Annotated in this window: 21 protein-coding genes and 1 riboswitch; of the genes, 11 read left to right on the forward strand and 10 right to left on the reverse strand. The window is 43.4% G+C overall.

Annotated features, from left to right (window positions below):
* Positions 1-12: 12 nt before the first annotated feature.
* Entirely contained in the window at positions 13-2,280 is a 2,268-nt protein-coding gene (gene clpA, locus R7Z50_RS03860; RefSeq protein WP_005387879.1) for an ATP-dependent Clp protease ATP-binding subunit ClpA, read from the forward strand.
* 133 nt (positions 2,281-2,413) lie between these two features.
* Here the strand turns inward: clpA and infA are convergent, their stop codons facing one another.
* From infA to aat, 3 genes are all read right to left on the reverse strand, one after another.
* Positions 2,414-2,632 carry a translation initiation factor IF-1 gene (gene infA / locus R7Z50_RS03865; protein ID WP_001040192.1) on the reverse strand — a complete coding sequence of 73 codons (219 nt, stop codon included), beginning with the start codon at positions 2,630-2,632 and terminating at the stop codon, positions 2,414-2,416.
* 81 nt (positions 2,633-2,713) lie between these two features.
* Complete coding sequence (locus tag R7Z50_RS03870; protein ID WP_213965358.1) at positions 2,714-3,415, reverse strand: arginyltransferase; 702 nt, start codon at positions 3,413-3,415, stop codon at positions 2,714-2,716.
* Complete coding sequence (gene aat / locus R7Z50_RS03875) at positions 3,412-4,119, reverse strand: leucyl/phenylalanyl-tRNA--protein transferase (protein ID WP_182038218.1); 708 nt, start codon at positions 4,117-4,119, stop codon at positions 3,412-3,414. Before aat ends, R7Z50_RS03870 begins: the two co-directional genes overlap by 4 nt.
* A 39-nt stretch (positions 4,120-4,158) precedes the next feature.
* On the opposite strand from aat, the gene R7Z50_RS03880 reads away from it, so the two are divergent.
* Positions 4,159-4,635, forward strand: a complete 477-nt coding sequence (locus R7Z50_RS03880; protein ID WP_005378348.1) for a glycine zipper 2TM domain-containing protein — start codon at positions 4,159-4,161, stop codon at positions 4,633-4,635.
* 290 nt (positions 4,636-4,925) lie between these two features.
* Positions 4,926-6,206, forward strand: coding sequence for a 3-phosphoshikimate 1-carboxyvinyltransferase (aroA, locus tag R7Z50_RS03885; protein WP_005387883.1), 1,281 nt, complete (start codon positions 4,926-4,928; stop codon positions 6,204-6,206).
* A gap of 63 nt (positions 6,207-6,269) precedes the next feature.
* Here the strand turns inward: aroA and R7Z50_RS03890 are convergent, their stop codons facing one another.
* Positions 6,270-6,518, reverse strand: a complete 249-nt coding sequence (locus R7Z50_RS03890) for a YciN family protein (RefSeq protein WP_005387884.1) — start codon at positions 6,516-6,518, stop codon at positions 6,270-6,272.
* A gap of 434 nt (positions 6,519-6,952) precedes the next feature.
* Between R7Z50_RS03890 and topA the strand changes: the two genes are divergently transcribed.
* The 4 genes from topA (at position 6,953) to R7Z50_RS03910 (ending at position 13,769) form a co-directional block, all read left to right on the forward strand.
* The gene (gene topA, locus R7Z50_RS03895; protein ID WP_213965357.1) at positions 6,953-9,583 is read left to right on the forward strand and encodes a type I DNA topoisomerase; all 2,631 of its coding nucleotides are present in this window, start codon (positions 6,953-6,955) and stop codon (positions 9,581-9,583) included.
* A gap of 608 nt (positions 9,584-10,191) precedes the next feature.
* Positions 10,192-11,409, forward strand: coding sequence for a glucose-1-phosphate adenylyltransferase (glgC, locus tag R7Z50_RS03900; protein WP_017634726.1), 1,218 nt, complete (start codon positions 10,192-10,194; stop codon positions 11,407-11,409).
* The gene (glgA, locus tag R7Z50_RS03905; protein WP_017634725.1) at positions 11,399-12,856 is read left to right on the forward strand and encodes a glycogen synthase GlgA; all 1,458 of its coding nucleotides are present in this window, start codon (positions 11,399-11,401) and stop codon (positions 12,854-12,856) included. Before glgC ends, glgA begins: the two co-directional genes overlap by 11 nt.
* Positions 12,857-12,965: 109 nt before the next feature.
* Entirely contained in the window at positions 12,966-13,769 is an 804-nt protein-coding gene (locus R7Z50_RS03910; protein WP_017820032.1) for an alpha/beta fold hydrolase, read from the forward strand.
* Between the two features lie 31 nt (positions 13,770-13,800).
* Here R7Z50_RS03910 and R7Z50_RS03915 read toward each other — a convergent pair whose 3' ends face one another.
* The 5 genes from R7Z50_RS03915 to torD all read right to left on the reverse strand — a co-directional run bounded on the left by R7Z50_RS03915 (position 13,801) and on the right by torD (position 18,148).
* Positions 13,801-14,121 (reverse strand): DUF2007 domain-containing protein, encoded by a 321-nt coding sequence (locus R7Z50_RS03915; protein WP_017820033.1) that lies wholly within the window; start codon positions 14,119-14,121, stop codon positions 13,801-13,803.
* Positions 14,122-14,141: 20 nt separating this feature from the next.
* Positions 14,142-14,828, reverse strand: a complete 687-nt coding sequence (locus tag R7Z50_RS03920) for a TVP38/TMEM64 family protein (protein WP_318148886.1) — start codon at positions 14,826-14,828, stop codon at positions 14,142-14,144.
* Between the two features lie 114 nt (positions 14,829-14,942).
* Entirely contained in the window at positions 14,943-15,533 is a 591-nt protein-coding gene (locus R7Z50_RS03925) for a TfoX/Sxy family DNA transformation protein (protein WP_005378367.1), read from the reverse strand.
* A gap of 116 nt (positions 15,534-15,649) precedes the next feature.
* Positions 15,650-15,739: riboswitch (cyclic di-GMP riboswitch) on the reverse strand.
* Positions 15,740-16,026: 287 nt separating this feature from the next.
* Positions 16,027-17,031, reverse strand: a complete 1,005-nt coding sequence (purR, locus tag R7Z50_RS03930; protein WP_005378368.1) for an HTH-type transcriptional repressor PurR — start codon at positions 17,029-17,031, stop codon at positions 16,027-16,029.
* 469 nt (positions 17,032-17,500) lie between these two features.
* The gene (gene torD / locus R7Z50_RS03935) at positions 17,501-18,148 is read right to left on the reverse strand and encodes a molecular chaperone TorD (RefSeq protein ID WP_005378369.1); all 648 of its coding nucleotides are present in this window, start codon (positions 18,146-18,148) and stop codon (positions 17,501-17,503) included.
* 266 nt (positions 18,149-18,414) lie between these two features.
* On the opposite strand from torD, the gene torR reads away from it, so the two are divergent.
* Positions 18,415-19,125 carry a two-component system response regulator TorR gene (torR, locus tag R7Z50_RS03940; protein ID WP_213868326.1) on the forward strand — a complete coding sequence of 237 codons (711 nt, stop codon included), beginning with the start codon at positions 18,415-18,417 and terminating at the stop codon, positions 19,123-19,125.
* A 72-nt stretch (positions 19,126-19,197) separates the two neighbouring features.
* On the opposite strand, the gene elyC is transcribed toward torR, so the two are convergent.
* Entirely contained in the window at positions 19,198-19,983 is a 786-nt protein-coding gene (gene elyC, locus R7Z50_RS03945; RefSeq protein ID WP_318148887.1) for an envelope biogenesis factor ElyC, read from the reverse strand.
* A gap of 114 nt (positions 19,984-20,097) precedes the next feature.
* On the opposite strand from elyC, the gene cmoM reads away from it, so the two are divergent.
* The 3 genes from cmoM to mukE are packed head-to-tail and all read left to right on the forward strand — an operon-like array spanning position 20,098 to position 22,935.
* Positions 20,098-20,889: a tRNA uridine 5-oxyacetic acid(34) methyltransferase CmoM gene (gene cmoM / locus R7Z50_RS03950; RefSeq protein WP_005441671.1), complete on the forward strand. Its 792-nt coding sequence runs from the start codon at positions 20,098-20,100 to the stop codon at positions 20,887-20,889.
* A 2-nt stretch (positions 20,890-20,891) separates the two neighbouring features.
* A complete protein-coding gene (gene mukF / locus R7Z50_RS03955; protein WP_318148888.1) occupies positions 20,892-22,229 on the forward strand; it encodes a chromosome partition protein MukF in 1,338 nt (445 codons plus the stop codon).
* Positions 22,210-22,935: a chromosome partition protein MukE gene (gene mukE, locus R7Z50_RS03960; RefSeq protein ID WP_005378379.1), complete on the forward strand. Its 726-nt coding sequence runs from the start codon at positions 22,210-22,212 to the stop codon at positions 22,933-22,935. The genes mukF and mukE overlap by 20 nt, the downstream gene beginning before the upstream one ends.
* The last annotated feature ends 1 nt before the right edge of the window (position 22,936 follow it).

The following is a 22,936-nucleotide window of genomic DNA, read 5'->3' on the forward strand; positions in this document are numbered from 1 at the left end:
CGGGAGGTACTTATGCTAAATAAAGAACTAGAGTCAAGCCTTAACGGTGCATTTGCTCGGGCGCGAGATAAACGCCACGAGTTTATGACTGTCGAACACCTCCTACTTGCATTGTTGGAAAATGATGCAGCTAAGGAAGCCCTTCTAGCTTGTAAGGCGGATCTTGACGCTTTACGCAACGAACTCGATATTTTCATCGATCAAACTACGCCTCTTATCCCAGATAGTGATGAGACGCGTGAAACGCAGCCGACTTTGAGTTTTCAACGTGTACTACAACGCGCCGTCTTTCATGTACAGTCGTCTGGTCGTAATGAAGTAACAGGCGCCAACGTGCTTGTTGCTATCTTCAGTGAACAAGAGTCGCATGCCGCTTACTTACTGAAGAAAAATGACATCTCCCGATTAGATATTGTTAATTTCATCTCCCACGGTATTACTAAAGCATCAGGTGCAGGTGAGGATTCATCATCAGACTCGTTTAGCTCAGAAAGTGTTGAAGAGCCTAATTCTGAAGAACGCCTAGAAAGCTTTGCGACGAATCTTAATCAAGTCGCTAAAGATGGAAACATCGACCCACTCATTGGACGTGATAAAGAGTTAGAGCGCACTATTCAGGTACTTTGTCGACGCCGCAAGAATAATCCACTACTAGTGGGTGAGGCAGGAGTTGGTAAAACAGCCATTGCGGAAGGTCTTGCATGGCGAATTGTCGAAGGGCAGGTCCCTGAGGTCATTCAAAACAGCGTGATTTATTCACTAGATATTGGCTCTTTGCTCGCTGGTACCAAATATCGCGGTGATTTTGAAAAGCGCTTCAAGGCGATTTTGAAACAACTTGAAAAAGAAGAAGATGCCATTTTGTTCATCGATGAAATACATACCATCATCGGTGCAGGCGCGGCATCTGGTGGTCAAGTCGATGCAGCAAATCTTATTAAGCCTCTTTTAAGTAGCGGTAAGTTGCGTTGTATTGGTTCGACGACATACCAAGAATACAGCAACATTTTCGAGAAAGAGCGTGCGTTGTCTCGCCGTTTCCAAAAGATAGACGTTGTAGAGCCTTCATTGGATGATACAACTAAAATCTTGATGGGTTTGAAGCCGAAGTACGAAGCTCACCATGAAGTACGTTATACCAATAAAGCACTGCGTGCCGCGGTAGAACTGTCGGCTAAATACATTAATGAACGCCATCTACCAGATAAGGCCATTGATGTCATTGATGAAGCTGGTGCGCGTAGTCGTCTTGCTCCTGCAAGCCGTCGTAAAAAAACGGTCGGAGTGGCTGATATCGAATCAATGGTTGCCAAAATGGCGCGAATTCCAGAGAAGTCGGTTTCTTCTTCAGATAAAGACATTTTGAAAAACTTAGATAGCAAAATGAAGATGTTGGTATTCGGTCAAGATAATGCGATTGATGCATTGTCCGAGGCGATCAAGCTGACACGTGCAGGTTTAGGTGTAGACAACAAACCTGTTGGTTCATTCTTGTTTGCAGGCCCAACAGGGGTTGGTAAAACAGAGGTGACGGTGCAGTTATCTAAGCTTCTAGGTATCGAGCTACTTCGTTTTGATATGTCTGAGTATGGTGAGCGTCACTCCGTAAGTCGCTTAATTGGTGCGCCTCCTGGTTATGTCGGTTATGACCAAGGTGGTTTGCTAACTGATGCTGTTATTAAGCACCCACATTCAGTCGTATTACTTGATGAGATTGAAAAAGCGCACCCTGATATCTTTAACCTGCTGTTGCAAGTCATGGATAACGGTACGCTAACGGACAACAATGGTCGCAAAGCAGACTTCCGTAATGTCATTCTTGTTATGACAACTAACGCAGGTGTGGCGGAAACCGAGAAGAAATCAATTGGTTTGATTCAACAAGACAACAGTCACGATGCAATGGCGGAAATTAAGAAGGTGTTTACTCCTGAGTTCCGTAACCGTCTTGATAACATCATCTGGTTTAACAGCCTTGATGAAAGCGTTATCCATCAAGTGGTTGATAAGTTCATTGTTGAACTGCAAGTGCAACTTGATGCGAGAGGCGTTTCAATGGAAGTATCGCAAGACGCTCGCCATTGGTTAGCACATAAAGGTTATGACAAAGCTATGGGGGCTCGCCCAATGGGGCGTGTTATCCAAGAACAGCTTAAGAAGCCTTTAGCTAACGAACTGTTGTTTGGATCTTTAGTTGACGGCGGTACAGTGAAAGTAACGCTGGTCAACGATACGCTTGAGTTTGAATACTTAAGTGAGAAAGAGACAGCGATGCATTAATCGTTATTCGGTAACAAACGCAAAAGCGCACGAGAAGATCGTGCGCTTTTTTATCTGAACTAAATCGGAAAAAATTGTGCAATAAAAAACGGAGCAGCTTGCTCCGTTTTTTATTGCATCCGAAAATCAGAGATTAACGAGCGCGGAAGACGATGCGGCCTTTTGACAGGTCGTATGGAGTCATCTCTACAGTTACTTTGTCACCCGTTAGGATACGGATGTAGTTCTTACGCATCTTGCCAGAGATGTGAGCAGTCACAACGTGACCGTTTTCAAGTTCAACACGGAACATAGTGTTTGGTAGAGTGTCAAGGACTGTGCCTTGCATCTCGATTACGTCTTCTTTAGCCATTTAATCCTCTTTAGAAATTAGGCAATATTAGCGGGCTATATTCTGCCGCTAAATAGTAATTATGTAAAGTTGAGGCGTATTCTACCCTCGCCAACGCTGATTTACTAGCCTTTGGTGGCGTTGAAAGCGTGTTTTGTAGCTCATTGCTGGGCACTCATCAATCTGATATCCCAAATATAGCCACTGTTGTTTGTTTTCTTGGCAGTATTTAATTTGATAAAGCACTGCTAACGTGCCAAGAGATAACTCGTAGTCAGGGTCAAAGAAAGTATAAAAAGCACTCGAGCATTGTGGCATCAAATCTGTCACTGCAATGGCGAGCAATTGATCTGATTCATCGTAAATGTGTAAAAACGACGTTGTCAGCCAGCTGGTTTGAGCAAATCGAGCAAACTCATCACGCTTTGGTGGGTACATAGTGCCGTTTTTATGCCGTTTGCAGATGTACCGACTGTAAAGCTCAAACCATTCCTCATCCATTTCAGGTTTCATTTCCCAGCGTAAAGACTGTGCTTTATTAAGCAGCCTCTTCTGACTTTTTGATAGTCTAACGTCTGGAATCGAGACTCGAATTGGCTGGCAAGCGGTGCAATGCTCGCAATGCGGTTTATATATGGTATCTCCGCTACGACGAAAACCGTTAGCTATGAGCAACTGGTAATTTTCTTCAGTATGCAGCCTTTCATCAAGCGCCACCGCAACCCGCTCTTGCCGTTCAGGCAAATAACTACAAGGGTGATTATTCGTCAACCCTATTCGAATATGTTGTATATCCGTACTCATACTGAATCCTGCAAAACTTGGGGCTGATAGGCATCAAATAGTGTTTGCTTTTCTCTTAAAGATAGTAGTTTTTGCATAAATTCGTCACGCTCAAGTTCAAATGCGCCAAGTGATGCCAAGTGAGAATTCATAACTTGGCAATCGATTAATTGACCTTGCTTTGACGCCAAATGGTTGCATAAGTACCACAATGCAATTTTGGATGCGTTATCTTTTAGACTAAACATCGACTCTCCGCAAAAAAGTTGGCCCACGCAGATGCCATATAGTCCGCCAATCAGGTTGTTGTCATGCCATACTTCTACAGAGTGACAGTGACCAAGTTTGGCTAACTCAATGTAGGAAGCTTGCATTTCCTCGTTGAGCCATGTTTCCTCTACAGGGCGTGTTGAAGAACATAGTCTAATCACTTCTTCTGTCGCGAAATTGAGTGTTACTTTATAGTTATGTTTACGCTGAAATTTTTTGAGACTTTTAGATGGCTTAAACTGCAATGGGTCAAACACAGCGCGCGGAGAAGGGCTCCACCATAAAATAGGTTCACCAGGACCATACCAAGGGAAAATGCCTTGATAGTAACCATTGAGGATTCTCATGGGGTTTAAGTCACCACCAAAAGCCAGCAAACCATTGGGGTCGCTGAGTGCTTTATAGGGTGAGGGAAAGTTGAACGTTTCATCGAGTTCAGTTAAATAAATAGCCATAAGAAGTCGTTACCAACATTGGAGTCAGAGGAGTTTATGATGACCTGGTTAAGAAATATCGTAAAAGTATGGCTTGGGATCATACTGTTTTTACCACTTGTCGCCAACGCAGCCTATGAAAGAAATGTTGCCAAGCCAGTTAATGAAGTAGTTTACGGGAAGATTGACTCTGTCCGTTATATTACTCAACAAGAGGTTGTTCAATCGAAAAGTAACGGTTGGAAGACACTACTTGGTGCCACTATCGGTGGTTTAGTCGGTAATCAATTTGGTGGCGGTACGGGAAGAGAAGTCGCGACGGCAGTGGGTGCGCTTGCAGGTGCCGCAGTTGCTCAAAACCAAAGTAATTACCAATACACGGTTGAATATAAGTTAGTTGAGCTACTCATCAAAGTGAAGGGTGATAAGCTAATTAATGTCATCCAAGATGTTGATAAAAATATGTTATTTAGTCGAGGGGATGAAGTTCGTATCTTATATTTTGATGATGGAGTCAGGGTTGATATCACTTATTAACCCTAGGTTGTTTTAGCCTAACGAAGCTTAATCAGGCATGTACAGTCGGGCTGGCTTATCGTCAAATAAAGTCGAAATAGTTTGCTGTTTCGCCGTACTTCTTTCGCTCTTATTTACATCGCTGGCAATGCCTTTAATTCTGTATCTTTAGGCTGCTTGAGGATATTCATAAATTAGCGCCGATTTACTCTGGTTTTGTCGTGTTTTTTTGGGTAGTCTGAATTCACGAAGAATTGTTTAGCCCTCATAAAAAATCGTATGTTGAGGGCACAAAGGATTATCAACTTTTAATGGAAAGCCTAACGTTACAACCTATCAATAAAATTCAAGGGGAAGTGAACCTTCCTGGCTCTAAAAGCGTTTCTAATCGAGCTCTTTTACTTGCTGCTCTTGCTAAAGGCAGAACTCGCCTTACTAATCTCCTCGACAGTGATGATATTCGTCATATGCTGAATGCGCTGACTAAACTAGGCGTTCAATACCAACTTTCCGAAGATAAAACAGAATGTCTCGTTGAAGGCCTTGGGCGTCCGTTTTCTGTCTCAGAACCAGTAGAATTATTTCTCGGCAATGCTGGCACTGCGATGCGACCATTAGCTGCGGCTCTTTGTCTTGGAGAAGGGGAGTATGTACTGACGGGCGAACCTCGTATGAAAGAGCGTCCAATTGGTCACCTTGTCACGGCACTGAAAGATGCTGGTGCGAACGTTGAGTACATGGAAAACGAGAACTTTCCACCTCTCAAAATAATTGGTACTGGCCTAAAAGCAGGTACAGTTTCTATCGATGGGTCCATTTCAAGTCAGTTCTTGACCGCTTTCTTAATGTCTGCGCCATTGGCTGAAGGTGAAATTCGCATCAACATCGAAGGCGATTTGGTTTCTAAGCCTTATATCGATATCACCCTGCATATTATGAAGCAGTTTGGGGTCGATGTGATCAACAACGACTATCAAGAGTTTGTGATTCCAGCCGGTCAGCAATACATCGCTCCAGGTGATTTCTTGGTTGAAGGTGACGCGTCTTCTGCTTCTTACTTCTTGGCGGCGGCAGCCATCAAAGGTGGAGAAGTTAAAGTAACGGGTATCGGTAAAAACAGCATTCAAGGTGATATTCAATTTGCTGATGCGCTTGAAAAAATGGGTGCAGAAATTGAATGGGGTGATGACTACGTAATTTCACGTGTTGGTCAATTGAAAGGCATCGATATGGATTACAACCATATCCCTGATGCTGCAATGACCATCGCGACAACAGCGCTATTTGCCGAAGGCACTACCGCTATTCGTAACGTTTATAACTGGCGTGTAAAAGAAACAGACCGTTTGTCAGCTATGGCGACTGAGTTACGTAAAGTCGGTGCGGAAGTGGAAGAAGGGGAAGACTACATCATCGTCAAACCTGTCTCTCAGTTAAAGCATGCTGCGATTGATACTTACGATGATCATCGAATGGCGATGTGTTTTTCGCTGGTGGCACTTAGTGATACGCCTGTGACGATTAACGATCCAAAGTGTACGTCGAAAACGTTCCCTGACTACTTCGACAAACTTAAGGCTTTAAGCTGCTAAATATTCTGACCTAAAACAGGAAAGCCAGAGTGAATAACACTCTGGCTTTTTTGTTTCCCAATACTATTTAACCAGCGTAAATTCCTTAGAAAGGTGATGCGCTAAGTATTTGAACATATTGAATACTGCAGTCGTATTTGAAGTTGGTAAACCTTTGTCATCAAGGAAGTATTCACCTTTAAAAACTAAAACACCTTCTTTTTCTTCTACACTTGTTGCTCGCATTCCCTCGATGTAATCATCGTGCTCTTGGATGATTTGGTTAGCGATCAAAAGAAGGTCGAACTCTTCGATAAACGTTCTATCAGACATATTCTTTCTACCATTCTATTTAGTTAAGAATGCTGAGTATACCTACAACTAAAATGGGTTTGCATGATTAATTCAGTCAATCGTTCAGTAAGACTAAACAGATCAATTTTTAGAGTATAAGCATGATGCGGAGGAAGATGGCAGAGCATTGAACCAAACTATTTTGTGATGGGTAACAAAATTTATTGCATTGGATTAGCGGATGCTAAGTTTGCCTGTTTAGATATGCCGCTCAATACCTTTCAGAACCCTGTCTCTTTGAAGTATAAAGACGATGAATTGTCAACCAATCGGATCTGAATTTCAAAAAAGCAGTTGATCTTCTTTTCATCTCGCACAATAGTAAAAAAAGAAGCAATGAAATAGAACATTATGCGGGTGGCCTTTAAACAAGGTTTCTACCCGCATTATTATGAAGGACGTTAGAGTCAGTTATGGGTAAATCACTCGTTATAGTGGAGTCACCAGCCAAGGCAAAGACGATAAATAAGTACCTTGGTAAAGACTTTATTGTTAAGTCTAGTGTTGGTCATGTGCGTGATCTGCCTACGGCCGGTCAAAGCACTGGTGAGAAAAAAGCCGCAGCCATCTCAACTAAAGGGATGAGTCCGGACGAGAAAGCGCGCGTTAAAAAAGAGAAAGACCGCAAAGCGTTGATCAAAAAAATGGGGATTAACCCATATCATGACTGGGAAGCGAATTACCAAATCCTTCCAGGCAAAGAAAAAGTTGTCAACGAACTACAAAAACTCGCCAAAGACGCAGATTGCGTTTATCTCGCAACCGATTTGGACCGCGAAGGGGAAGCAATCGCATGGCACCTTCGTGAGATCATCGGTGGCGATGAAGAGCGATACAAACGTGTAGTTTTTAACGAAATTACGAAAAACGCGATCCAACAAGCTTTCCAGACACCTGGCGAGCTGAACATGGATGGTGTAAATGCCCAACAAGCACGTCGCTTCATGGACCGTGTCGTTGGTTTTATGGTTTCACCTTTACTTTGGAAAAAAGTGGCTCGTGGCTTATCTGCTGGTCGAGTGCAGTCTGTTGCGGTGAAATTGTTAGTTGAGCGTGAGCGTGAGATTAACGCGTTTGTACCAGAAGAATTCTGGGACATTCATGCGAATACGAAAACGAAAGACAAAGCGGACTTTAAACTGCTTGTTGCGCAGAAAGACGGTTCTGCGTTTAAGCCAGTTAATGAGGCAGAAACCAAAGCAGCGATGTCTGTACTTGAGAATGCAAGTTACGAAGTATGTAAGCGTGAAGACCGTCCTACAAAGAGCAAGCCTTCTGCACCTTACATCACCTCTACGCTTCAACAGGCAGCGAGTACACGTCTGGGCTACGGCGTGAAAAAGACCATGATGCTAGCTCAGCGCCTCTATGAGGCCGGTTACATCACTTACATGCGTACTGACTCGACTAACCTAAGTGCCGAGGCTGTGGACGCTGTACGTGACTTTATTGGTTCTGAGTTTGGTGATAAGTACCTGCCAGCGAAACCATTGACGTACGGTAGCAAAGAAGGGGCACAGGAAGCGCACGAAGCGATCCGTCCTTCAAATGTGGGTGTTAAGGCGGAAGACCTGCAAGGTGTCGATGCTGATGCGCACAAACTTTACGCTTTGATTTGGAATCAGTTTGTAGCGTGTCAAATGACGCCAGCAGAATACGATTCAACAACCATCAGTGTAAAAGCGGCAGAATACACGCTTAAAGCGAAAGGCCGTATCCTTAAATTTGACGGCTGGACTCGTGTACAGCGTCCAATGGGCAAAAACGAGGATACAATCCTTCCTGCGGTACAACTTGGCGATAAGCTAAGCTTAGAGTCACTTGACCCTAAACAGCACTTTACAAAGCCACCTGCGCGCTACACTGAAGCAGCACTGGTTAAAGAGCTGGAGAAACGAGGTATTGGTCGTCCGTCGACTTACGCATCGATCATTTCTACGATTCAAGATCGTGGCTACGTGAAAGTTGATCAGCGCCGTTTCTACGCTGAAAAAATGGGTGAAATTGTTACTGACCGCCTTGATGACAGCTTTAACGATTTGATGAACTACGACTTTACTGCGCGTATGGAACAGAAATTGGACCAAATCGCTGAAGGTGAAGTGAACTGGAAAGCTGTGTTAGACAACTTCTTTGCTGATTTTACTGGCGATCTTGAAAAAGCGGAGCTGGATGAGTCAGAAGGCGGTATGAAGTTAAACCACATCGTCATGACGGATATCGAGTGTCCGACGTGTAGCCGTCCAATGGGCATCCGTACTGCTTCGACAGGTGTGTTCTTAGGCTGTTCAGGTTACGCGTTACCACCAAAAGAGCGGTGTAAGACAACCATCAACTTGGGTGACGAAGAAGGTATTATTAACGTTCTAGAAGAAGACGTTGAAACCGCAGCTCTTCGTGCTAAAAAGCGTTGTCCGATCTGTGAAACAGCGATGGACGCATACCTGATTGATGACAAGCGTAAGATGCATGTTTGTGGTAATAACCCGAACTGTGAAGGCTACCTTGTTGAATACGGCGAGTTCAAAGTAAAAGGCTACGATGGTCCAGTTGTTGAATGTGACAAATGTGGCTCTGATATGGTGCTTAAGAACGGTCGCTTTGGTAAATACATGGATTGTACGAGCGAAACGTGCAAGAACACTCGTAAGATCTTGAAGAATGGCGAAGTCGCGCCCCCGAAAGAAGATCCTGTTCATTTCCCCGAGTTGCCATGTGAAAACTCAGATGCGTATTTCGTACTTCGTGATGGTGCTTCAGGTCTATTTATGGCGGCAAGCAACTTCCCGAAATCGCGCGAGACACGTGCTCCTTTGGTTGCTGAACTGGCACGTTTTGAAGAGCGTTTACCTGAGAAGTTCAAATACCTAGCGACCGCACCGCAAGAAGATCCTGATGGTCGTCCTGCAGTTGTACGCTTTAGTCGCAAAACAAAAGAGAACTACGTTCGTTCGGAAGAGAATGGCAAACCATCTGGTTGGACAGCGCTCTTTGTTGACGGTAAGTGGGAAGTCACTGATAAGCGTAAAAAAGCGAAAGCATAAAAGCGTACGATCTAAGTAATGTAAAAAGGCAGCGATATCGCTGCCTTTTTTGCGTTTTGTTTTTGCGTAAAGGCCACTGTGTTGTTCGTATAGATCTTTGCTGCTTTGACTGAGTTTTGCTGACGCGAGAAGATCCCAGTATCAATATTTCGTAGTCGCTGATGTATTTTTTATGTAAAAAATATTCGTTGTAACTTTCATTTTGCATTCACATATTTGTTATACATTGGGCTAAAAAATCGGCGGTGTAGTGAATCCGTTCGTAAATTGTTTTCACAATGTAATCGTTTGCTTTTCCATGTGTGATCTAGATATCGTCTTGAGTACGCAAGAGCTGTATGGTACACAGAATGGCGTATTAAAAATTGTAATTTAGAACCCGCTTAGATAATTTATTACAAAAATTAGTGCAACTGTGTGCATTGTTTGCGTCAAAAAATAAGGAAAGAGTGGACGTTGCATACTGGAAGTGCCGTAGCTTTTTTATCCGTGTTGTAAGAGTTCACAGAAACTCAGAGACGGTTGCTAAATGTATTCGCTTGACTCCCCGAGTATGACTCATTCAAGCGAGTACCAAATCCAAGCTATAACGATATGGAGAACAACAAATGGCTGGTGTTTTGGGAATGATTCTTGCTGGCGGTGAAGGCTCTCGTTTGAGACCTTTAACGGAATCTCGCAGTAAACCTTCGGTACCGTTTGGTGGTAGTTATCGATTGATCGATTTTGCTCTAAACAATTTTGTTAATGCGGATCTGATGCGCATTTACGTCCTAACCCAATTTAAATCTCAATCTTTATTCCATCACTTAAAAAAGGGGTGGAACATCAACGGCATTACAGACCGCTTTATCGATCCTATTCCCGCTCAAATGCGTACTGGTAAACGTTGGTACGAAGGGACGGCGGACGCGATCTATCAAAACCTGCGTTTTATGGAGTTAGAGGAACCAGAGCAAGTTTGTATTTTTGGCTCTGACCATATCTATAAGATGGATATCAAACAAATGCTGAACTTCCACTCAGAAAAACAGGCTTCTCTGACGGTATCTGCATTGCGCATGCCACTAAAAGAGGCGTCGCAATTTGGGGTTATCGAAGTGGATAGCGAAGGCCGTATGATTGGCTTTGAAGAAAAACCAGCAAATCCGAAGTCGATTCCTGGTGACCCTGATTACGCTTTAGTTTCAATGGGTAACTATGTTTTTGAAGCTCAGGTACTGTTCTCAGAGTTGGTCGAAGATGCGGATAATGAAGCTTCATCACATGATTTTGGAAAGGACATCATTCCAAAGATGTTCCCTAGAGGTGATGTGTTCGTGTATGACTTCAGTACCAACAAAATCAGTGGCGAAAAAGAAGAGGTGTACTGGCGTGATGTCGGAACTATTGATGCGTACTGGCAAGCGCATATGGATCTGCTAGAAAAAGATGCACCATTTTCGCTGTACAACCGTAAATGGCCATTGCATACCTACTACCCACCATTGCCACCTGCGACATTTACCGACTCTGATAATGGTCGTGTGCAGATAATCGATAGTTTAGTGTGTAATGGCAGCTATGTTAGAGGCTCAAGAATCGAAAAGTCGGTGCTTGGTTTTCGCAGTAATATTGCTTCTGCTTGCGATATCAGCGAATGTATACTTCTTGGTGACGTAAAAATTGGCGAAGGATGTGTTTTACGTCGTGTGATTGTCGACAAGGATGCCGATATTGCTCCTGGTACTCAGATTGGTGTGAATCTTCAAGAAGATAAAAAACACTTCCACGTGTCTGAGGAGGGCATTGTTGTTATTCCGAAAGGAGCTCGAGTTGGCTACTAACAACTTATCTATTCTGTTTGTAGCTTCTGAGGTTGAAGGCCTCATTAAAAGTGGTGGCTTGGCAGATGTTGCCAAGGCACTACCGGAAGCCCTTCAAAACCTACAGCAAGACGTAAGAATTACCATCCCTGCGTACAGCAGTATTGATAAACTCGCAGACGCAGAAGTTGTATTAGAAACAGAATTAACATCATGGCCGCATACGGAGTATCGAGTTTTGCGGCTCATGTTAGGTCAAAATCCTGTTTACCTGATTGATTGTCCGCCGTATTTCAATCGACCATCAATGTATGCGGAGAACAACCAAGCGTATACTGATAACGGCGAGCGCTTTGCGTTTTTTAGTGCAGCATGTCTCGATATGTTACCCAAGCTCGCCTTTCAACCTAATATCATACACGCGAACGATTGGCACACAGGTCTTGTTCCATTTTTGCTCAAGCACAGGTATGGCAATGATCCGTTTTTTGCTCATACTAAAAGCGTCATTTCAATTCACAATGCGGTCTTTAAAGGCGTATTTAGTTATGAAGACGTGCAGTGTTTGCCAGAGTTTCATTGTAGAAACGTTCCCGATGCTGCGGTGAGTGCAACGCATATTACGATGCTTAAAGCTGGTGTAATGAATGCAGATAAGATAAACGCGGTTAGCCCTACGTACGCAGAGGAACTAAAAACAGAGCTTGGCAGTCACGGCATGGCTTGGGAGTTTCAGCAACGCGCGCAGGACTTAGTCGGCATCTTGAATGGTTGTGATTACAGTGCTTGGAATCCGGAAACTGATACCTACTTGCCGGTTAATTACTGCGCCGACCAGCAAAGTATGTCGCAAGGGAAGAAAGCTTGTAAAAAAGCATTACAACAACGACTAAATTTGCCCGAAAAAAATGTAGCTATGTTCGGTATGGTTTGTCGGTTGACCCAGCAGAAAGGCGTTCATTACTTGTTGCCTGCTTTGGCCGATTTTTTAAAGCACGATGTTCAGCTAGTTGTCGTTGGGACCGGAGACCCTGTTCTTGCCGCTCAGTTACGAGAGGTTGCCGCGCAGTTTTCTAGCAAATTTGCCTTTGTAGAAGCGTATGACAATGAACTTGCGCATATCGTTGAAGCTGGTTCTGATTTCTTCTTGATGCCTTCTGAGTTTGAACCATGTGGCTTAAACCAAATCTATAGTATGGCTTATGGGACATTACCGATAGTACGCGGTGTTGGTGGCTTAAAGGACAGCGTTAGCGATTATGATGTAAACCCATCTGAAGCAACGGGGTTTGTTTTTTTCGAACCGACACCGCAGGCATTGTTGTTAACGATGCTAAGGGCACTGTTGCTCTACGCTCAAAACGAGCCTGAAGTGAATAAAGTACAGTTGCACGCGATGCAACGAGACTTTTGTTGGCAAAAGGCCGCAGAATCTTATTTGCAGCTTTACCACTCAGCGTTAGTTTGACTTAAAATTGTAACGAAAGGCACCGAATGAGGTGCCTTTATTATCTTGAGTAAGGGGAGTGTGGTAGGATGGCTTTTTACTCAATAGCACGATCTTTTTGATACTCAATATGACCCAGCCGCTACTTTTTCATAAAACCTATTTGCACCCTACTAGTAATGAGTGGGTTGTATTTGTGCACGGTGCTGGTGGTAGCTCTTCTATCTGGTTCAAGCAAATTAAAGCTTACAAGCAACACTTTAACTTATTGCTGATCGATTTAAGAGGTCATGGAAAGTCAAATCAGTTACTTAAAGAGCTCATTGCTAGCCGTTATACCTTTACGGAAGTTACCCAAGATATTTTGAAAGTATTGGACCATTTAAAGATCCAATCCGCTCATTTTGTCGGTATGTCGCTTGGTACTATTATTGTTCGAAACCTTGCTGAATTGTCATCAGAGCGCGTACGTTCGATGGTGCTCGGCGGTGCTGTCACAAGGCTTAACACTCGCTCTCAGATATTGGTGAAATTAGGTAATTTTTGTAAGCATATCCTACCGTACATGTGGCTCTACAAACTGTTCGCTTATATTGTTATGCCTCAAAGAAGCCAACGAGAATCTCGCCACCTTTTTATTCGCGAAGCCAAGAAGCTTTGCCAAAAAGAATTTAAACGTTGGTTTATTCTCGCCGCTGATGTAAATCCGTTAATGAAATATTTTAAAGATCGAGAGTTACCCATTCCGACTCTTTACTTAATGGGCGACAGGGATTACATGTTTATTAAACCTGTCAAAGAAATGGTTGCAGCACATAAGCTCAGCATTCTACGAGAAATCCCGAATTGTGGTCATGTATGCAATGTAGAGCGTCCAGAAGACTTCAATCAACACTCCATCGAGTTTATTAAACAGCAAGCTGTATGTGCTTAAAACTGAGTGCATCCACTGAATAGGAGAGCCGCTATAGCTCTCCTAGTTGATATCCACATTGCCAACATGCACCAAATTGCCCTTCGTTTATTTCATGACATTTTGGGCATTGCCAATCTTGATACTCATGCCTATCGGATTGTTTTCGATATGCTTTTACTATTTCTTCAGCTTTCATCTTTTGTGCAGTGTCAAAAAGCCACACATAAGGATCGGTATCATCACCAAACGGCAGTTCTCCTTTTAAGCCGAAAATACCTTCTCCACGAACTTCACAGTAAATTTGTTCCACTTTAAGCAGCTCACATACAATGTGTGCTTCTGCTGGGTTTTTAGCGATAAATATTTTCATCAAAATACCCACTTCACCAATTACGAGTTTTGCTGACTTGGTGTCGGCCTTACTTTATTCATAACCCATTTAGTGATGATTGGAAATAGTCCCAATAGCGCAAAAGACGCTAATACTGCGGGTGAAACAATGCCCGATAGGCTTTCAATTGTTGCTAATTGAGTACCTGCATTCAGATATACGGCTGTGCCTGGCAGCATACCTATTTGGCTAGTGAGATAAAATCTACCTACAGACATCGGCGTTAAGCCCATCATTAAGTTGATTAGAAAGAAAGGGAATACAGGGATTAGACGCAAGGAAAATAGATAAAAAGCTCCGTCTTTTTCGACACCTTGATTAATTGCGTTGAGTTTATTTCCGAATTTGTTTTGTACCCAGTCACGCAATAAGTATCGGCTGCTCAAGAAGGCCAGTGTTGCCCCCATAGTGCTAGCGAAAGAAACCAGTAGCAAGCTTGTCCAAAAACCAAATAAGGCTGCACCAAGTAAGGTGACTACTGCCGCTCCTGGGATAGAAAAAGCGGTAATTGCAATGTAGGTAAAAAAGTAAATCGCAGCCGAGAATACAAAATTCTGATCGATGTATGTAGTTAGTGCTTCTTGTTGGGCTTTTGCATTCTCTAAGGTTAAATACTGGCCAAAGTTAATACCTAAAAAGACGATAGCCGCTAGTAGGATGAGACCTAAAATCAGTTTCTTATTCATAATTTTGATTCCAATTTGGGATATATGTAATAAGACAGTAGGAAAACCGAAAAAATTTCACAAAAAAACCGCAGATTAGACTGCGGTTTTACAAGATAGTTTTTAGGCCGACTTTTATTGGAGGCCGTTCATCAACTCATCTCGGCGAGCTTGAGGTACCACACTCCAATGAGTGCCGTTGATAGCACCTTCTAGTGCCCATAGCAACTCAATGTTGACGGTTGCAGAGTGCGTATCTCTTATCGCTTTATAGGCGTTAAGCGCACCTTCCTCTTCAAGCTTCTCTACGGATTCGATGCCGGCTTTTTTTAGCATGCGCTCGGTAGCCAGTCGTAAGTTAGGCAAATCTTTCAAACGGTTAGGCTTTGTACTTGCTTGCTGTTCTTTCTCAAGCTTTGCCTTTTTCAATGATTGATTCGCTACTTCGATTAAGCGTTCGCTTGATTCCCATAAATCGCTGGAAATAGCGTAGTACTTTGTAACGACTGGAAAGCCACGTTTTTTATAAACGTAAGGCTTTAGCCCTTGTTTCTCGAAGTCAGATGAAGTTTTTTGGTCTGCTCTGATATGAAGCTGATTGTTTACCACTAGTGCAAACATTGTTTCATCAGCGAATAGTCCGAAGCCACCAAACATTGAGCGCGACTTGATATTACCAAGTGCCTCAAATAGCTTCATAGAGTCTTTGAGTATCGGTTTATCCATGTTTTGTTATCTCGGTGTAATTAATATTACGCCACCAAAAGTCAGGTCCGAGAGAGTAGCAAACATGCGTAAAAACAATGTCATTACAGAGTAAAGTCATTGCTTACACACTTGCCATCGGTAACCCCGCTACCTTCCATATCGTAATATGGTTCAGGCCGGAGGCTTTGCGTCCCACTCTTTCGAATGGTTTGCCCTGTGCGTGACACAATGAGCATACTTCTTATATTGAATTAACATCACGGTTTAGCGTTAAAAGTGTGATTTCGGTTCAATAAAAATGATAGATTGAATGCTCTATTTTGCATATGGAAAGGTGCAAATTGGCCTTTGAAAAGGAGTTCTTAATATATATTACATTTATATAAAACAGGGAGTTAACGTTAGTCAATTGTTATTAGAGTGGTGTGAAGTATTAGAGAATGCTTAATTTTTCCAAAAAAATAAGCGCCCCTGTAGAGCGCTTATTTAACACGGTTAAATACAGTGAAATTTAGTTCATTTTTTTCACAGTATTTCGAATTACAAGCTCAGGTTGCATCTCGAAAATTCGTTTTTCGTGTTCTTTATCTTTGATACGCTCAAGTAGAATTTCGAATGCATTTTTACCAACACGACGTTTAGGTTGGTGGATAGTCGTTAGCGGTGGAGAGAAGTATTCCGCAAGCTCGATGTTGTCGTAGCCGATCACTGAAATATCTTCAGGAATTTTGATCCCGTTTTGTTGCAAGCGGCTCATTAGGCCTAGAGCCATTGTGTCGTTAAAACAGAATACCGCCGTCGGGCGCTTGTCCATTGCGGTAATTTTATCTGCAACTAATACGGCCGTATCACATTCAAAGTTACCTTCAAGGATCCAGTCTTCATTTACAGCTAGGTTCGCTTCGCTCATTGCGCGACGGAAACCTGCAATGCGCTCTTGGCAAGCAAGCTTTTCAAAATGACCGCTTAGACAAGCGATATCCGTATGACCATTATCAATCAGATGTTTGGTTGCAATGTAGCCACCTTCTTCTGAGTTATCCATGATCTTGTCTGCTTGTGAGCTCTCTGGGCCCCAATCCATGACCACTTTAGGAATGTCCGCATGACGGTCAAGCATCTCTTTTAGTTCTTCGGTTAAGTCAGAACACATCACTAGGATGCCATCAACGCGCTTTTCAGCCAGCATACGAATGTAATCGCGTTGTTTTTCGTAAATCCCGCCTGTGTTACATAAAATCAGAGTATAGCCTTGGCGGTAACAGTAGCTCTCAACGCCATCAATCACTTCTGAGAAAAATAGGTTAGTTGATTGAGTTACTAACATGCCAATCGTACGAGTTGAGTTGCATTTTAGGCTGCGTGCAACGGCACTTGGCGCGTAATTCAGCTCGTCAACGGCTTTCATTACTTTTTCTTGCGTTGCTTCTGCAACGAAACGCGTTTTATTGATAACGTGCGAAACTGTCGTAGTGGAAACGCCGGCTAAGCGAGCAACGTCTTTTATCGTGGCCATAAATGGTGTCCTGTATCGAGCTACTGAAATATGTCGTATTGGATGTACCTGATGCTCTAATGGTTTCACACCTAGCAATATAAAATTGGCGCTAAGTGTCTCGGCAGCGGTTGATCCAAGTGCGACAAAAGGGTACGTAGCAGCATCGGTCGATGAATTTTATCTTTTTTTCTATCTGATGAGAAATTGCCATCAACCTGTTAAGAAAACACAAAAACCGCTATATTTCAGCGGTTTACATATAAATCATATTTAATCGTTTGCGCTCACATTTTAGCCCTATGTGGACTGACTAGCAATGTTTTCAGCAAGAGATTTGTGTATTTGAAGTCACATTTTGACTGCTAAATAACCAAGCGTCTTTGCGCTAAGTTAAGGCAAACGAATATTATACCCAAGTTACTTACAATTGGTCACTTTCAGGCATACAGGAAGCCCGATAGGCAGGCTCCCTAAAAATAGGCGGCAATTATTCACCAAGAAGGTAGGCGCTGTCTAGTTTACAAAATGCAACTAATAGTTTCGCGACACTCGAGTAAAATCCAAATTCGTCGAATTTTTTACATTTGTCTGAAAACTGAGGTAACCAAGACATCAATTGTTGCTGGATAAAGTCGTTTTGTTTAACGAAGGCTTCTTCCATGTGTTTTTCTTGTTCAAGCTCGTTTGAGCGGATAATCATGTTCCCGAGAAAGTCGAGCTCAACGGCTAAGTGATCCGCAGGTTCCTTTAGGTTTTCGTCTACTTGAACGCCAAATTCAGCCATCAACTTTTCCATTTCCTCAGCTGGCTTGTCATTCAGTAAACCTGATTCACCAATGTACATGGATGCGTAAGGAAGAGCGCCGTATTTTTCTGTCTTCAAAAACAGTTCACAAAAGTCAGCTGCAAGCTCTAGTTGTGCATCTTCACGATCTTGTAACCGATTCAATGCATCAACTAGGCTATCAACAGCTGGTTTCAGCGACTCATTTTCACCTAAACCTGCGAGAAAACTGCGAATTTCAACACTGTGATAGGCTTCCAATTCTTTCTCTGTTAGTTCTTTTGCGAACAAGCTCGAAAACCACCAGTAAATTTCAGCGCGTTTTTCATTAAAAGCTTTCACTTCTTGCATTTTGGGCTCCTGAATGATGCTTCAAGTCATGCATCACAAAGTCAATTAGGGATATCCCCTAAGTGTAATCAATTAAAATGAATAGCAGTAACTATAATTGTTATGTTTTATGGTCAAAAATGACCGTTTATTAATAGCAATGGGCAAGCTTGTTTTGAATCAATAAAAACGCTAAATCTTGCGTTTTAATGTATCTATGACTAGAAATGTTACTAGTTATGAATAGAATACGTCTTGGATAATAAGAAGACAGAAAAGTGGTGTAAATGAGCTATCACGTATTAGTCGTAGAAGATGATGTTGTAACTCGTAGTAAGCTTGCGGGATATTTCCAAAATGAGGGCTACCAAGTCAGCGAAGCAGAGAGTGGCGCAGAAATGCGTGAAGTTTTGCAAGCGGGCGATGTAGACCTGATCATGCTGGATATTAACCTGCCTGGTGAAGACGGCCTGATGCTTACTCGTGAGTTACGTAGCCAATCGGATATTGGTATCATATTAGTAACAGGACGCACGGATAGCATTGATAAAATCGTAGGCCTAGAAATGGGTGCTGACGATTATGTGACAAAACCTTTTGAACTGAGAGAGCTGTTAGTTCGCGTTAAAAACTTGCTGTGGCGTATTTCAGCAGCGCGCAGTGGCAGCTCGAAAGCGAATGAAATCAGTGAAGAGCACATTGTGCGCTTTGGGGAGTGGACATTCGACATTCAACGTCGCGCACTTAGCCGCAACGGTGAGCCAGTAAAACTAACTAAAGCAGAGTATGAACTTTTGGTGGCATTATCGTCTTATCCTAACCAGGTGTTAAGTCGTGAGCGTATTTTGAACATGATCAGCCATCGAGTGGATGCGCCGAATGACCGCACCATTGATGTTCTTATTCGACGTATGCGCGCAAAAATGGAGTTCGATCCTAAGAACCCACAGATTTTTGTAACGGTACACGGCGAAGGCTATATGTTTGCTGGTGACTAGTTTGAGCATAACTCAATCGTAAAAAGAAAAAGGAGAGCTTCGGCTCTCCTTTTTTGTGGCTTCAAGATAATACTAGTTTGCTTCAACCATTGGTGTTTGTCCGACAGTATCACGCAACCTTTGCCAAATACTGCCCAAGTACTCATGCCAATAAAGCTCTGTTTGTTCTAAGTAACGCGCTTTAGGTGAGTATTTATCCCAAGGTTGACTGATTTCGCTAATAGCTAAGAAGTTGGTCGGGGCTGGGATTGGTTTAATGCCTGCCGCGTTGAACTCATACAATGCACGGCTCATGTGACTCGCAGAAGTGACTAACACAATCTCCTTTTGTTGAACGAATGCAGCCGCTTGACGCGCCTCTTCCCACGTATCTTTCGCATCTTCTAATAAAATGATATCGGATTTCGCGACTCCCAACGCAAGGGCAACGTTCGCCATCATTCGCGCGTGGCTAATTTCAGATCCGCCAGCATAGCCGGATAAGATTAATTTCGCGCCTGGATACATTCTTAAAATACGAATGCCCTCAGTTAAGCGCATTAATGCTGCACGGCTTAACTGCGAGGTGGGTGGAATTTCGTCATCGATAACATGACCATTCCCTAAAACCATCACGTAGTCGATGGTGCCAGAAACTGGCAAAAAGGCTTTATGCTCTCGCTCTAACGGCATAAGAAGCTTGGTTGAAACAGGTTGGAAGGCAACAAGAAAAATGCCGACAAAAGAGAATAGAACAACAAAGCAGCCAGTTTTACGTTTGGTGGTAAAACTAATGAGAGCAAGACCTAACAAGCCTATGATTAGCAATGCCGGAAGGGGCATTAACAAGGCTGACATAACTTTTTTCAGCTCAAACATACATAAATAGTCCGAAAAAACATCAATTGATAATAAAAATGAGGATAACCCTCTTTATTCCTGCTTTCCTTGTGACAGAATAGCGGCACAATCCGTTATGATAACTCAGCAGAAGTGACAGAAGACCGCAATTTCGACGATATCGCCCACAAATTTGCAAAAAATATTTACGGCTCCGATAAAGGGGAGATCCGCCAAATCATTGTGTGGGAAGATTTTCTACAGATTCTAAGTGAATTAGACGCCGACCATCAAGCCCTGCAAGTCCTTGATGCGGGGGGTGGGTTAGCACAATTGTCGCAAAAGCTTGCTAAGCTCGGACATCATGTCGCTTTATGTGATCTATCTTCGGAAATGCTGCAACTAGCAAAGCAGGATATTGAAAAAAACGGTTTGCTTGAGCAGTATCGCCTGATTCATTCACCTGTCCAATCCATTGGTGACCATATGGAAACACAGGTGGACCTTGTCATGTTTCATGCCGTCATGGAGTGGTTGGTCGACCCGAAAACCGCACTCGAGACCGTTTTGGAACAGGTCAAGCCGGGGGGCATTGCTTCGGTTATGTTCTATAACCACCACGGCTTAGTCTATAAAAATGTGGTTTGTGGCAACATTCCTCATATTTTAGACGGCATGCCTCACCGGAAAAGATTTAAACTACAGCCACAGAAAGGCCTAAAACCCGAAGAGGTCTATCAATGGATAGAAGATTCTGGTTTTAGTATTTGTGGCAAATCTGGTATTCGTTCCTTCAGTGATTACATAGGTAATATGCAATACATGGGCGATTACGAGTTTGAAGATGTGTTGGCGCTAGAAAAACAACTTTGTCGACAAGAGCCATACCTCTCATTAGGCCGCTACATACACGTGTGGGCTAAGAAGAACGATAAACAGGAATAACGATGAGTGAGATGACTCTCAATGCTGCAGAGCAACCAATCGATGAGTTGGTTGGCTGGGTTAAGCAGCACGATTTCTCGTTGAACCTGACCACTGAGCGATTGGCATTTTTGATTGCCATCGCTGTACTAAGTAATGAAAGGTTCGATGAAGAATTGGGTGAAGGTGAATTGCACGACGCATTTGCCATCGTCACTCGACTTTTTGATGAGACCGGCGAAGCTTCGGCTTTCCGTGCGAACAATGCCATCAACGAGATGGTTAAGCAGCGTCTTATGAGCCGTTTTGTCAGTGAGATTACTGACGGAGCGAGCATTTACCGCTTGTCGCCATTAGCGATAGGAATTACCGACTACTACGTGCGTCATCGCGAGTTCTCAAAACTGCGTCTTTCTATCCAGCTGTCGATGGTAGCGGATGAAATGGCAAAAGCGATTGAAGCGGCACAAAAGGGTGGCACTCCGGGCCACTGGAAGAAAAACGTTTACGGGATTTTGAAATATTCTGTAGGCGAGATCTTCGATCAAATCGACCTTAACCAACGTGTGATGGATGAGCAGCAACAGTCTGTAAAACAACAGATTGCTGATCTGCTTAACAAAGACTGGCGTGAAGCGATCAACAACTGTGAAGCGCTACTGTCAGAAACATCGAGCACGTTGCGTGAACTTCAAGATACGCTGCAAGCCGCCAGTGATGAACTGCAAACTCAGATCCTAGATATTCAAGAAATTGTTTACGGCGATCCAGAGCTTGAGTTCATCGAAGAAGCCTTATTTGGTCTGCAAATGAAGTTGGACCGAATCACAAGCTGGGGCCAGCAAGCGATTGACCTTTGGATTGGTTACGACCGACACGTACACAAGTTTATCCGTACTGCCATTGATATGGATAAGAACCGTGCGTTTAGTTCGCGTCTGCGTCAATCCGTCAAAGATTACTTCGATGCGCCTTGGTATCTGACTTATGCAGATGCGGAAAGGCTTTCTGACCTTCGTGATGAAGCCCTAGTACTGCGTGACGACGAGGTAACGGGTCAAGTTCCGATGGAAGTAGAATACGAAGAGTTTCAACAAGTCAATGATGAGTTGGCTGAGCGAATTGGTGACATGCTGAAAGCGCATAAAGATCAAGGCACGCCAATCGACTTGAGCGTGGTACTGCGAGATTACCTTGCACAACACCCATACACTCATCACTTTGATTTAGCTCGCATTGTCGTTGATCAGGCAGTACGTCTGGGTTACTCAGAATCCGACTACCAAGCTGCTCAGCCAGACTGGAAAGCAATCAACGAATTTGGGGCAAAGGTACAAGCGAATGTCATCGACCGATACTAATGAATACATGTCAGAGAATCTGGCAAAAGCAATTTCTAACCCTCTGTTCCCAGCGCTAGACAGCATGCTTCGAGCAGGGCGTCATATCTCAAGTGAAGATCTAGACAACCACGCGTTGTTGTCGGATTTCGAACTTGAGCTTTCTTCTTTCTACCAACGCTACAACACCGAATTGGTGAAAGCGCCAGAAGGTTTCTTCTACCTTCGTCCACGTTCAACGTCTCTGATTGGCCGTAGTGTTCTTTCTGAACTGGACATGTTGGTGGGCAAGGTACTGTGTTTCCTTTACCTAAGCCCAGAGCGTCTTGCGCACGAAGGCATCTTCACTAACCAAGAGCTGTACGACGAACTGCTTGCTCTAGCAGATGAAAACAAGCTGATGAAGCTAGTGACGAACCGTGCGACTGGTTCTGACCTTGATAAAGAGAAGCTGTTTGAAAAAGTACGTACGTCACTTCGTCGTCTGCGTCGCCTAGGCATGATCATCAATATCGGTGAAACCGGTAAATTCAGCATCAGTGAAGCAGTATTCCGTTTTGGTGCCGATGTACGTATTGGCGATGATATGCGTGAAGCGCAACTGCGTCTGATCCGCGATGGTGAAGCGGTAGTGCACACCAAAGAGCCAAGCCAAGGCAGCCTATTGTCTGAAGAAGATCAAGACGACCAAGCCCAAGAAGAAACAACAGAAGAGGGTGAAGCATGAG

Source organism: Vibrio sp. 1249-1 (genome assembly GCF_033340495.1).